Below are 12346 nucleotides of genomic sequence, written 5' to 3' on the forward strand. Positions count from 1 at the left end.
GTTGAGCCCTGTTCGGGACGAGGCCCGCGCCTCGCCGTTCGGGTGAGGTGACCGGTGCGGGTAGTGGTCGCCGATGACGCGGTGCTCATCCGCTCGGGGCTGGTCCGGCTTCTGGAGGAGTTCGGCTGCGAAGTGGTCGCCGAGGTCGGCGACGGGGACGCCCTCGTGGAGGCCGTCGCCGAGCACCGGCCCGACGTGTCGGTGGTGGACGTGCGGATGCCGCCGTCCTTCACCGACGAAGGACTCCGAGCCGCGACTCGCGCCCGGGAACTCGTCCCGGGCGCGCCCGTGTTGATCCTGAGCCAGTACGTTGAGGTGTCCTATGCGGACGACCTGCTGGCGGATGCGCGGGGCGCCGTCGGCTACCTCCTCAAGGACCGCGTGATCGACGTGGACGACTTCATGGACTCGCTGAAGCGGGTCGCGGGCGGCGGCACGGTCTTCGACCCCGAGGTGGTCTCCCAGCTCATGGTGCGCCGCAGGAGGAACGACCCGGTGGCGACCCTGACCCCGCGCGAGAAGGAGGTGCTCGGCCTCATGGCCGAGGGCCACTCGAACAAGGCGATCGGCAAGAAGCTCTTCATCTCCGACGGGGCGGTGGAGAAGCACATCCGCAACATCTTCACCAAGCTGACGTTGAGCAGCGAGGACGGCGACCACCACCGCCGTGTCAAAGCGGTGCTGGCCTACCTCCGCTCCTAGGCGAGCGTGAGGAAGCCTCGTTCGATGAGGCGGCGGATCACGGGGTAGAGCTGGGCGTACAGCATGGCCGGCTCCGCCCCGTAGCCGTCGGCGAGGAGCCGGACCTGCAGGCGGACCTCCGCCTGTCCGTTGCAGCCGCCGAGGAATCCCACGATGAGCGGGTCGACCTCCTCGGCGTACCGCATGCCGTTCGCCTGCTGGAGCCATTGACGGTCGACGTCCCAGCCTTCCGCGCTCGGGGCGGCGACCTGCTGGAGCGCCACCCCCGCGGCCACGGTCAGCTTCGCCTGCCAGAGCGTCTCCGGTTCGAGGTCGCGCTCGCGCATCGCGAACCAGTCCCCCACGCGGTCGCGCCACGGCGTCTCGACCGCGTGCCGGACGGCCTCGCAGACGATCTCGGTCGGGCCGTCGATCCTCCGGATGACGATGAAGCCGAAGCCGACGCCTTCGACGCCGTTGGCCTCGAACCAGTCGAGCCACCGCGCCGCCTGCTCGGCGTCGTGGCTCTCACCCGAGTCCCGCTGCCACGTGCGCACGTAGTCGAGCGGGTCGAGCACTTCGCGCTCCACTGCCCAGACCCGCGCTTCGGTCTCGGGGAACCAGGCGGCGACCCGCTCGCTCCAGTCCCGGCCCGCGACGTGCAGCCAGTTCGCGAGGAACTGCATCGTGCCGCCCGGGTTCAGGAGACTCGTCGAGGCGGCGGCGAGTTCGGCCGCGATGCCGTCGGCCTCGCGGCCGCCGTCCCGGTAGGTCCAGCCGCTCCCCGGGGCCGCGACCACGAACGGCGGGTTCGCGACGACCAGGTCGAAACGCCGGCCGGCCACGGGCTCCAGCAGGTCGCCCTGCAGCAGTTCGAGGTCGACGCCGTTGACGTCGGCGTTCAAGGCGGCGAACGCGAGGGCCCGCTCGCTCAGGTCCGTGGCGGTGACCGACGCGGCCGGCAGCGCCAGGGCCTGCACGCCGCAGCCGGTGCCGATGTCGAGCGCGGTCGCTGCGCCGTCGTGCAGCGCGAGGTCCAAGAGGAGCTTGGAGGCGCCGCCGACGCCGAGCACGTGCTCCCGGTGCCGACCGCCCGTGGTGTTCGGGAGCTGGTCCGAGAACAGGATCCGGTCGCCCTCGAACTGGGCGCCCCACCCGGCCGCGACCTCGTCGCCGACGGGTTCGAGCAGCCCGCAGCCCAGGGCCTCCTCGATGCCGAGGGGCGCGAAGGCCGCCGCGGCCGCGTCGCGTCCCACCGGGACGCCGATCACGAACAGGCGGGTCCACACCCCGAGCCGGTCGTCACCGCATCGGGCGAGGAGGGACCGGTAGTCGCCGCGGTCGGCCGCGTGCACGGCCGCCGGACCGTAGACGGCCGACAGCGCGGCCCGGCTGAAGCCCTCTCGGGCCTCGCCGAGCCGCGCCGCGGCTTCGGTCGGGAGGAACCGCACTTAGTCGCGCGGCTTCTCGCGCATCTCGAAGGCTTCGATGATGTCGCCCTCTTCGATGTTGTTGTAGTTCTTCAAGGTGAAACCGCACTCGAAGCCCTCGCGGACCTCGGTGGCGTCGTCCTTGAACCGGCGCAGCGTGGCGATGGTCGTCTCGTGGACGACGGAGCCGTCCCGCATGAGGCGGACCTTCGCGTTGCGCTTGATGACGCCGCTCGTGACGAGCGCACCGGCGATGTTGCCGAACTTCGAGGAGCGGAACACCTCGCGGATCTCGGCGGAGCCGAGCGCCACTTCCTCGTACTCGGGCTTGAGCATCCCCTTGAGCGCGGTCTCGATCTCTTCGATCGCCTGGTAGATGACCGTGTAGTACCGGACGTCCACCCCTTCGCGGTCGGCCATGTCGCGGACGCGACCCTCGGCCCGGACGTTGAAGGCGATGATCGTCGCCGACTCGCCGTCGCCGGCCGCGGCCAGGTTGACGTCGTTCTCGGTGACCGGACCGACGCCGCGGTGGATGACCCGCAGCTGGACTTCCTCGGGGATCTCCAGTGCGACCAAGGCCTCTTCGAGCGCCTCGACCGAACCGGCGCCGTCGCCCTTGATGATGAGCGAGAGCGTGGTGCGCTCGCCCTCGGCGATCTTGTCCATGAGGTTCTCGAGCGTGGTGCGCGAGGCGCGGGCCGCGTGCTGCGCCGCGCGGCGGCGAGCCTGCCGCTGCTCGGCGATCTGGCGGACCGTGCGGTCGTCGTCGGCGGCGAGGAACACGTCCCCCGCCATCGGGACGGACGCGAGGCCCTGCACCTGCACCGGGAACGACGGGGTCGCCTCGGTGACGCGGTTGCCGTCGGCGTCGAGCATCGCCCGGACGCGGCCGTGGGCCCCGCCGGCGACGATCGAGTCCCCGACGCGCAGCGTGCCCTTCTGGACCAGGACGCTCGCGACCGGGCCGCGGCCCTTGTCGAGGTGCGCCTCGATCGCGATGCCCTGCGCGTTGCCGGTCTCCGAGGCCTCGAGTTCGAGCGAGGCGTCGGCGGTCAGCAGCACCGCTTCGAGCAGTTCCGCGATGCCGATGCGCGGCTTGGCGGCCACGTCGACGAACATGGTCTGCCCGCCGTACTCCTCGGCGACCAGGCCGTACTCGGTCAGCTGCTGGCGGACCTTGTCCGGGTTGGCGTCCGGGAGGTCGACCTTGTTGACCGCGACCACGACCGGGGCGCCGGCGGCGCTGGCGTGGTTGAGGGCCTCCACGGTCTGCGGCATGACGCCGTCGTCGGCCGCGACCACGAGCACCACGATGTCCGTGACGTTCGCGCCTCGGGCACGCATGGCGGTGAACGCCTCGTGGCCCGGGGTGTCGATGAAGGTGATCGCGCGGTCTTCGCCCTCGTGCTCGACGTGCACCTGGTAGGCGCCGATGTGCTGGGTGATGCCGCCCGCTTCGCCGGCGACGACGTTGGTGTGCCGGATGGCGTCCAGCAGCTTCGTCTTACCGTGGTCGACGTGGCCCATGACCGTGACGACGGGAGGACGCGAGACGAAGTCGTCCTTGTTCTCCTCGTCGAGGTCGATGCCGAACTGCGCGAGCAGCTCGCGGTCCTCCTCTTCGGGGGACACGATCTTGATGTCCCAGTCGAGGTGGGCGCCGAGCAGCTCGAAGGTCTCCTCGGGCACCGACTGCGTCGCGGTCACCATCTCGCCCAGGCCGAACAGCTCTTGGACGAGCGTGCCCGGCAGGGTGCCGATCTTGTCGGCGAAGTCCGAGAGCGACGCGCCGCGGGGCAGGCGGATGGTCTCGCCGTTGCCTCGGGGAGCGCCCGACTGCATCCTCGGCGCGGCGAGGTTGTCGAACTCCTGGCGCCGCTGACGACGCGACTTGCGGCTCTTGCCTCGGGGGCCGCCGCGACCGAACGCGCCGGCCGCACCGCCGCCGCGGGCCTTGCCGCCGCCTGCGCGACCGCCGCCGCCGCGGTAGGGCGTGGGCGTGCCGGTCGAAGGACCGGAACCCCCGGCGCCGGGGGCGCCGCCGCCGGAGCCGCCGAACGTGCCGCGGTAGTTGCCGCCACCGCCGCCGGGACGACCGCCGCCGCCACCGGGACGACCTGCGCCGCCACCGGGGCCGCCGCGACCGCCGCCGCGGGCGCCGCGGGCGCCGCCGCCGTCACGACCGCCGCCGGCCGGACGACCGGGCATCATGCCCGGGTTCGGACGCGGAGGCATCATGCGCGGGCTCGGGCGGGGACCGCCCGGGCGCTCGCCGCCGCCTTCAGCGGGGGCCGGACGCGCTTTGGAGCCGGCGCCGCCGGCGACGCCGAACGGGTTCTTGGGGCCGGGCTTCGGCGCGCCCGGACGGGCGGCCGGAGCGGGCTTGGGGCCGGGCTTCGGCGCGGCCGCGGCGCGCTTGGCGGCCTCGGCCTGCTCCTGCTGACGCTTGAGCAGCTCCTCGGCGCGCTTCTGCTCCGCGGCCACTTCGATGTCGCGGGCGGACGCCGGCTTCGCCTCGGCGGGCTGCGGCGCGGCCGGGGCCTTGGGGCCCGGCTTCGGGGCCGCGGGAGCGGCCGCACCCGGCTTCGGGGCGGCCTTCTTGGCCTTCTTGGCCTCGGCTTCGGCCTTCGCCTCGGACTTGGCGTCGACCTTGGCCTGCATGATCTTGGACGGGCTCGGTGCCGCCGGGCGCGGACCCTTGGGGGCCGCCGCCTTCGCGGGCTCGGGCGTCGGGGACTCGTTGTTCCCGGCCGACGCTGCCGGGGCGCCCTGTGCGGCGTCGTACTCCTGCCGCAGCCGACGCGCCACCGGCGCTTCGACCGTGCTCGACGCTGACTTCACGAACTCCCCCATGTCCCCGAGCTTCGCGAGCAGTTCTTTGCTCGTCGTGCCCAGTTCCTTGGCAAGTTCATGTACGCGGGGCTTTGCTGCCACTGCACTCCTCAATTCGAGGTCGTACGGGCAGCGCCCGCCGACCTTATCTACCGACTAGCAACGTGTTCATTCGAAGAACTTCATCGCGTGGTCTTCATTCGGTCTCTACCTGCTTCGTGTGCGGGAGCCGGCCTCTCGGCCGACTCCGACTCGACATGGGTTCGCACCGCGGCGACGTCTGCCGGTCCCTCGATTCTGAGGGCCCGAGCGAACGCACGCTTACGAACTGCCTGTTCAAGGCAGTTCAGGTCGTGGTGCACATGGGCTCCGCGGCCGCTGAGGCGGCGCTGCGGGTCCGGAACCAGGCGGTTCTGGGAACCCTCAGAGCGTTGAACGACGACGCGCAGCAGCTCGGAGGCCGATGCGCGTCTGCGGCATCCCACACAGGTGCGGACTACCGCAGCGTCACGTTGCGATCCGATGTTCAGTCTACCTCCCAGACCGTCGACCGCCACCGGCCGGGCCGGTCTCCTCCTTCGTACCGCCCGACACATGCGCATCCGACTTGATGTCGATGCGCCAGCCGGTGAGGCGCGCGGCGAGCCGCGCGTTCTGGCCTTCGCGGCCGATCGCCAGCGACAACTGGTAGTCCGGGACGACCACCTCAGTGGAGCGGGTCGCCTCGTCGACCACCCGCACCGACAGGGTCTTCGCCGGGGACAGGGCGTTCGCGACGAAGCGGGCGGGGTCGGCGTCCCAGTCGACGATGTCGATCTTCTCGCCGCCCAGCTCGCTCATGACCGCGCGCACGCGCGAGCCCATCGGGCCGATGCACGCGCCCTTGGCGTTGACGTCCTTCGTTGTGGCGCGCACCGCGATCTTGGAACGGTGACCGGCCTCACGCGCGATCGCGGGGATCTCCACCGCGCCCTCGTCGATCTCGGGGACCTCGAACGCGAAGAGCTTCTTGACCAATGCGGGGTGGGTGCGCGACAGCGTGATCTGCGGGCCGCGGGCGGTGCGGTTCACCTGGATGACGATCGCGCGCAGCCGCTTGCCGTGCTCGTAGTTCTCGCCGGGCACCTGCTCGTTGAGCGGCAGCGTGGCCTCGATCTTGCCGAGGTCCACGGTGACGATGCCGCGCTCGTTGCGCTCCCCGTGCGCCTGGACGACACCGGTGACGATGTCGCCCTCCTTGCCGGAGTACTCGCCGTAGTTCACCTCGTCCGCGGCCTCGCGCAGCCGCTGCAGGATGACCTGCTTCGCGGTCTGGGCCGCGATGCGGCCGAAGCCCTCGGGGGTGTCGTCGCGCTCGGAGACGACCTCGCCCTCTTCGTTCAACACTGGCACCAAGACATTGGCGATCCCGCTGTCGCGGTTCACCACCACGCGCGCGCGCTCATCGGCCCCGGGGGTGTGCTTATAGGCGGTCAGCAGCGCCGATTCGATAGCGCCGAGGATGGTCTCGAAAGGGATGTCGCGCTCGCGTTCCAGCGACCGCAGCGCGGCCAGGTCGATATGCACCCGTTCTCCTTAAGTCTTGAGTTGTCCTCACCGCGGCCGTTCAAGGCGTGCGAGCCACGTCTTCGAGCAGACGCTCATCTCAGCTCGATCTGCACCTTGCCGGGCCCCAGCTCGGCATAGGTAGCCGAGCGGCGCACGCCGTCGGCTTCTAGTTCGATCCCCCGCTCGCTGGTGGCCGTGACGCGCCCGATGACGGGCTCCTCCCCGATGTGCACGGCTACCAAGCGCCCAATATTACGCCGCCAGTGCCGGGGCTCGGTCAGCGGACGGTCCACGCCCGGCGAGGACACTTCCAGGGTATATGCGGCCTCCGCGAAGGGCCCGCCCGTGGAGTCGGCCTCGTCCAGCGCCTTCGAGCAGGCCTTGGAGACGACGGCCACGTCGTCCAGGCTGATCCCGCCGTCCTTGTCGACGAGGACGCGGACGAGCATCCGCCGGCCGGCCTTGGTGACCTGGAGCCCCTCCAGGTCGTATCCCGCCGCGGCGACCGCCGGGGTCAGGATCGCCTCCACCGTCGTCTGAAGCTCAGCGGCTCGCCGCTCCGCACCCATGCGCTCTCCTTCTTATCGGCTATTTCGCCGAGATTAACCGCCCGAAGACAGAAAGGAAAGGCAGCCTGGGAAACTGGGTGGGTGTTCACGACCCGACGCGGACTCCTGGTGGGGGCGGCCGTTCTCGCGGCCGCCGGGTGCACCCGGGAGCCGGCGAAGATCATCACCTCCGACGCGGACCTCACCGCAGCGCTTCGCACCGCGCGCTCACTGGCCCAGGGGGCCGAGGCCCTCGGTTTCAGCGACATCGCCGAAGACCACCTGACCCACGCGGCCACGTTGGAGCGGCTGCTGCGACCCGCCTCGATCGGCGAGGAGGCGACCGAGGCCCCCGCGGACGTCGCCGCCCTCGCCGAGGCCGAGGCGGCCGGCAGCCGCGAGGCCGCCGACGCCTGCCTCGCCACCGACTCGGACTACGCCGTGCTCCTCGGCGAGATCGCGGCCGCCCGAGCCGCCCATGCGGCGGTGCTCGCATGACGGCGGTCGACACCGGCCTGGCGGCCGAGTACGCGGCGATCTACGCCTACGGCGCGGCGGCCGTCCACCTCGACGGCGACCCCCGCGCGATGGCCGAAGCCCTCGAGTCCGAGCACCGTTCGCGCCGCGACGCGCTGCTGGACTTCTACGACGAGCACGGGCGCGAAGCGGCCCCCGCCGCACCGGGCTACGACATCGAGCCGATCCAGGACGCCGCGGGCGCGCAGGAACTCCTGCTCACCGTGGAACAGCAGGTGACCGCCGCCTGGCGGGCGGGCGTGGCCGCGACCGACCCGAACGAGCGGGAGATCTGCCTGCGGATGTACGCCGACTCGGCGGTGTCGCTCGCGCGGTGGAGGCTCGCGATCGGCCGCCCGGTCGCCGACCCCTGGCCGGGCCGCCCGGCGTAGACACCGACGCGGCCGCCGGGGAGTGGACGCGGAGGCATACCCTGTATCCACGAGTTGCATACCAGTTATGCCATACTCGGTATCTCTTCAAGGCGAGGAGATCAGTACTGCGCTCAGCAGTTCATAGCGATACGAGGTTTGCACATGAGTGTCAAGCACAGCCTCCTGGCGCTGCTCGAACGGGGACCCGCCTACGGTTACCAGTTGCGAGCCGCCTTCGAGAGCGCCACGGGCAACACCTGGCCGCTCAACATCGGTCAGGTGTACACCACCCTCAACCGGCTCGAACGCGACGAGCTCGTGGAGGCGCTGCCCGAGAACGAGTCCGGGCAGCGCCCCTACCGGATCACCGAGACCGGCCGCCGCCACCTCGCGAGCTGGTTCGCCTCCCCCGTCGAGGCCGCGGACCGCCCCCGGGACGAGCTCACCATCAAGCTCGCCCTGGCCGTGACCACCCCGGGCGTCGACGTCGCCGACGTCATCCAGCGCCAACGCCACGCGACCCTGCGCCTGCTCCAGGAGTACACCCGCCTCAAGGCCGCCGAAGACCGCCCCGAGCTGGCCTGGCGGCTCGTGCTCGAGTCGATGATCTTCCGCGCCGAGGCCGAGGTCCGCTGGCTCGACCACACCGAGGCCGTCGTGGCCCGCTCCGAACGCCCCGCCCCCTCCCGGTTCCCCCATGTGCACGGCGACGGCGCCGACCCCGCCGCTCCGGTGCGCATGAGTCCCGAGCTCGACCAGTCCGAAACCCACTGAGAGAAAACGCGGTACCCCCATGACCGTCCTGCACCTCAAAGGCGTGAGCCGTGTCCACGGCACCGGCGAGAACGCCGTCCACGCCCTGATCGAGGCCGATCTCACGATCGCCGCCGGAGAACTCGTGGCCATCATGGGCCCCTCCGGCTCCGGCAAGTCCACCCTGCTCAACCTCGCCGGCGGGCTCGACGCCCCGACGTCCGGCGAGGTCCTGGTCGAGGGCATCGTCCTCGCCTCGCTGAACAAGAAGCAGCTCGCGGCGCTGCGGCGGCGCAGCGTCGGCTACGTGTTCCAGGACTACAACCTGGTGCCGAGCCTGACGGCGGCCGAGAACGCGGCCCTGCCGCTCGAACTCGACGGCCTCAGCGCGGGCAAGGCCCGCAAGCTGGCGCTCGCCGCGCTCGAAGAGGTCGGCCTGGACGTCAAGCAGGCGGACCGGTTCCCCGACGAGATCTCCGGCGGTCAGGCGCAGCGCGTCGCCATCGCCCGGGCCCTCATCGGCGAGCGCCGGCTCGTGCTCGCCGACGAGCCGACCGGCGCGCTCGACTCGACCACCGGAGAGGAGGTGCTCAAGCTGCTGCGCCGCCGCTGCGACGCGGGCGCCGCCGGCCTGCTGGTCACCCACGACGCCAGGCACGCCGGCTGGGCCGACCGCGTGGTGTTCCTGCGCGACGGCCGCATCGTCGACGCCTCCGCCCCGCTGGGCGGCGCCGAGACCCTGCTCGAAGGGGCGGGGTCGTTAGATGGGATCGAGGATGATGGCCGGCCAGCGCCTGGCCTTCAGGATCGCGCGGCGCGAAGCACTGCGCTACAAGGGACGGTCGGTCCTGTCGATCGCCCTCCTGGGACTGCCGCTGCTCGGCGTCGCCATCGGCGCGAGCGCCTACGACACCGCGTCGCTGTCGCCGGAGGAGACCGCGGTCCAGTACCTCGGCGAGAACGACGCCTTCATCGAGCCGGCCTTCCCGGGGGAGCCGATCACCCAGTACACATGGGACAGCGAGTACCCGTGGTGGGAGCTGGAGGAGTACGACGAGGACAAGGAGCCCCGGGGGATCACCCATGCGGAGCTCCTCGCCGAACTGCCGGTGGGCTCCTGGGCCGTCCCGTACAGCACCTGGAACGACACCGGCCAGCAGGTGCAGGTCGAGACCCCGGACGGGCTCGGCGATCTCGCCGTGCTCGGCTACGACCTGAGCGACCCGACCTACGAGGCCGCCGGCTTCGAATACCTCGAAGGATCGAGCCCGGTCCGCGACGAGGTGGTCCTCTCCGAGGACGCGGCCTCGCACCTGGAGGTCGGCGTCGGCGACACGATCACCCTGGTGAAGGGCGCCGCCACCGAAGAGCACGAAGTCAGCGGGATCGTCGAGATCCCCTGGGATATCAACGGGCGCTTCGCGATCGCCCCGTTCTTCCCGGACGGCTCGAGCGGGTGGCTGGTGGACACCCCCGAGGAGCTCACCCACGAGGACGCGCTGGCGCTCAACGAGGCCGGGCTGTCCGTGTGGGCGACCTTGCTGGTCGACACACCCCCCACCTCCCCGGACGGCGGGACCTACGAGGACCCGATGGACGCGGCCATGCTCACGATCTTCGGCCTCATCGTGGTGACCGTGATCATGGAGGTCGTGCTGCTCGCGGGTCCCGCGTTCGCGATCAGCGCCCGGCGGCGCACCCGCGAGTTCGCGCTCATGAGCGCCACCGGGGCGACCCCCGCGCAGATCCGCCACACGGTCCTGGCCGGCGGCATCCTGTTCGGGCTCATCGCGGCCCTCACCGCGGTCCTCGTGGGCATCGGCGTGGTCGCGCTCGGCCGGCCGCTGCTCGAACAGCTCGTCGGGCACCGCACCCCCGGCCTGCGGGTCCTGCCGTGGCTCCAAGCCGGGCTCGTCGCGGTCGCGATCGCCACCGGTCTGCTCTCGGCGCTCGCCGCCGCGGTCAGCGCCTCGCGCATCAACGTGGTCGCGGCACTCATGGGGCGCACCCCGGGCCGCAAGGGCTCGAAGCGGTGGCTGGTGGTCGGCCTGGCCATGGTCGGCGGCGGCGTCGCCGCCGGGTTCGCGGGCATCACCATCTGGAACCTGCCGCTCATGGCGGGCGCCATCGTCCTGCTGCAACTGGGACTGGTGGCCTGCACTCCGGCGCTGCTCGCGCTCACCGCGAAGCTCGGCCGCTGGCTGCCGCTCTCCCCGCGCATGGCGCTGCGGGAGGCCGGACGCAACCGCGGTTCGGCCGCTCCGGCGATCGCCGCGGTCCTCGGCGTCGTGGCGGGCGGCATGGCCCTCTCGCTGACCGTGGCCGCCGACAACGTGCGCGCCGAGAGCCGGTACGAGCACCTGCTGCCGCAGGGCACCGCCGCGCTGACCCTGCACAGCCAGGTGAACTGGGATCCCGAGACCGATGAGCCGGAGGAGGAGGTCCGCTGGGACGCCGCGGAACTCGAAGCCGAGACGAGGCTCGGGCAGCACCTGGACGACCTGGAGTTGGTCCGCGTGCCGATCAGCGACGTCGGCGACGTGTGCGGGAGGGAGGCGGACTTCGAACCCGATGCCGACCTCTACTGCTCCATGCAGCTGACCAGGCCCGACGCCAACATGTGCTCGTACTGGGACGCCGAGCTCACGACCGACGAGGCGGTCGAGGCGGCCGTGGCCGAGGCCAGGGACGATCCCCGCTGCGACGAGACGGCGCAGTCCTACGGGTACGGCTTCTACGAGGTTCCCACCAGCACCGATCCGAAGATCGTGGCGACCTATACGGAGCTCGAGGGCGACGAGCTCGACGCCGCCGTGGCGGTCTTGGAGGGCGGCGGCGTCCTCGTCTCGGATCCATGGGCGATCACCGACGAAGGCACCGTGGTGTTCCGGCAGGAGGTCTCGGAGTACGTCGAGTCGGGCCCGGAGCCCGAGCCGACGGTCTATGAGGTGGAGGTGCCGGCCATGGCCGTCGACAAGCACCTGCTGGGTTTCGCCCGGGTCTTCCTCAGCCCCGAGGCGGCGGAGCAGCTGGCCATGGTCGAGTCGAAGTGGTCCCACTTGTACCTGGTCGAGACCTCCACCGAGATCGACGGCCCGGTCGACGAGGCCGTTTCGGCCGCCTTGAACACGGATATGGCCGACGGCACGGTGTGGTCGCAGTTCCGCGTGACCGACTACAACGACCTCACCACGTTCTACATCATGCTGGCCGTGGCCGCGCTCTGCGCGCTCATCACGCTCGGGTCGACGGCGGTGTCGACGGGGCTCATCATCGCCGAGCAGCGGCGGGACATGACCACGCTCGGCGCGGTCGGCGCGGCGCCGGGTCTGCGCAAGCGGTTCGCGATGTGGCAGACGATCATGATCGCGGTGTTCGGCGCCGTGCTCGGCACGATAGCCGGCGTGATCGGGTACGCCCTGATCCGCGAGGCGCTCAACCGGCCCATGATGAATCAGTACCCGTTCGAGACCCTCTACGGCTGGGAGCTGCCGTGGGCGAACTTCGGGATCATTCTGGTGGCCGTCCCGGTCATCGCCGCGATCGGCGCGCTCGTGTTCACCCGCGCGAAGCTGCCGAGCGAGCGGCGGCTGACGTGACACGCTGAGCCGGGACGGAGCCCGCCGGCGCGTTCGCGCCGGCGGGCTCCGTCGTCGTCCGC

10 protein-coding genes and 1 pseudogene are annotated in these 12346 nt (G+C 71.4%); 6 read left to right on the forward strand and 5 right to left on the reverse strand.

Translation table 11 applies throughout. The features are described from left to right. Positions 1-54 precede the first annotated feature (54 nt). Positions 55-702, forward strand: coding sequence for a response regulator transcription factor (locus K3N28_RS03695; protein ID WP_228091123.1), 648 nt, complete (start codon positions 55-57; stop codon positions 700-702). Here K3N28_RS03695 and K3N28_RS03700 read toward each other — a convergent pair. From K3N28_RS03700 to rimP, 5 genes are all read right to left on the reverse strand, one after another. After that, on the reverse strand, positions 699-2132 hold the full coding sequence (locus K3N28_RS03700) for a class I SAM-dependent methyltransferase (RefSeq protein WP_228091124.1): 1434 nt from the start codon (positions 2130-2132) through the stop codon (positions 699-701). The genes K3N28_RS03695 and K3N28_RS03700 overlap by 4 nt on opposite strands. Beyond that, on the reverse strand, positions 2133-5048 hold the full coding sequence (gene infB / locus K3N28_RS23240; protein ID WP_255640252.1) for a translation initiation factor IF-2: 2916 nt from the start codon (positions 5046-5048) through the stop codon (positions 2133-2135). Positions 5049-5128: 80 nt separating this feature from the next. Continuing rightward, the gene (locus K3N28_RS03715) at positions 5129-5548 is read right to left on the reverse strand and encodes a YlxR family protein (protein ID WP_308062104.1); all 420 of its coding nucleotides are present in this window, start codon (positions 5546-5548) and stop codon (positions 5129-5131) included. Then, positions 5478-6512 (reverse strand): transcription termination factor NusA, encoded by a 1035-nt coding sequence (gene nusA / locus K3N28_RS03720; RefSeq protein ID WP_228091126.1) that lies wholly within the window; start codon positions 6510-6512, stop codon positions 5478-5480. Before nusA ends, K3N28_RS03715 begins: the two co-directional genes overlap by 71 nt. 74 nt (positions 6513-6586) lie before the next feature. After that, a complete protein-coding gene (gene rimP, locus K3N28_RS03725) occupies positions 6587-7063 on the reverse strand; it encodes a ribosome maturation factor RimP (RefSeq protein ID WP_228091127.1) in 477 nt (158 codons plus the stop codon). Between the two features lie 81 nt (positions 7064-7144). On the opposite strand from rimP, the gene K3N28_RS03730 reads away from it, so the two are divergent. From K3N28_RS03730 to K3N28_RS03750, 5 genes and pseudogenes are all read left to right on the forward strand, one after another. Next, the gene (locus K3N28_RS03730; RefSeq protein ID WP_228091128.1) at positions 7145-7540 is read left to right on the forward strand and encodes a hypothetical protein; all 396 of its coding nucleotides are present in this window, start codon (positions 7145-7147) and stop codon (positions 7538-7540) included. Next, entirely contained in the window at positions 7537-7950 is a 414-nt protein-coding gene (locus tag K3N28_RS03735; protein ID WP_228091129.1) for a DUF4439 domain-containing protein, read from the forward strand. Before K3N28_RS03730 ends, K3N28_RS03735 begins: the two co-directional genes overlap by 4 nt. Positions 7951-8094: 144 nt before the next feature. Further along, positions 8095-8706, forward strand: coding sequence for a PadR family transcriptional regulator (locus K3N28_RS03740; protein ID WP_228091130.1), 612 nt, complete (start codon positions 8095-8097; stop codon positions 8704-8706). Between the two features lie 19 nt (positions 8707-8725). Then, a pseudogene (locus K3N28_RS03745) lies at positions 8726-9439 on the forward strand (ABC transporter ATP-binding protein); the annotation flags it as partial. A 10-nt stretch (positions 9440-9449) separates the two neighbouring features. Then, positions 9450-12284, forward strand: coding sequence for an ABC transporter permease (locus K3N28_RS03750; RefSeq protein WP_228091131.1), 2835 nt, complete (start codon positions 9450-9452; stop codon positions 12282-12284). Positions 12285-12346: the final 62 nt, after the last annotated feature.

Source organism: Glycomyces sp. TRM65418, from assembly GCF_019710475.1.
GTDB lineage: Bacteria > Actinomycetota > Actinomycetes > Mycobacteriales > Micromonosporaceae > Glycomyces.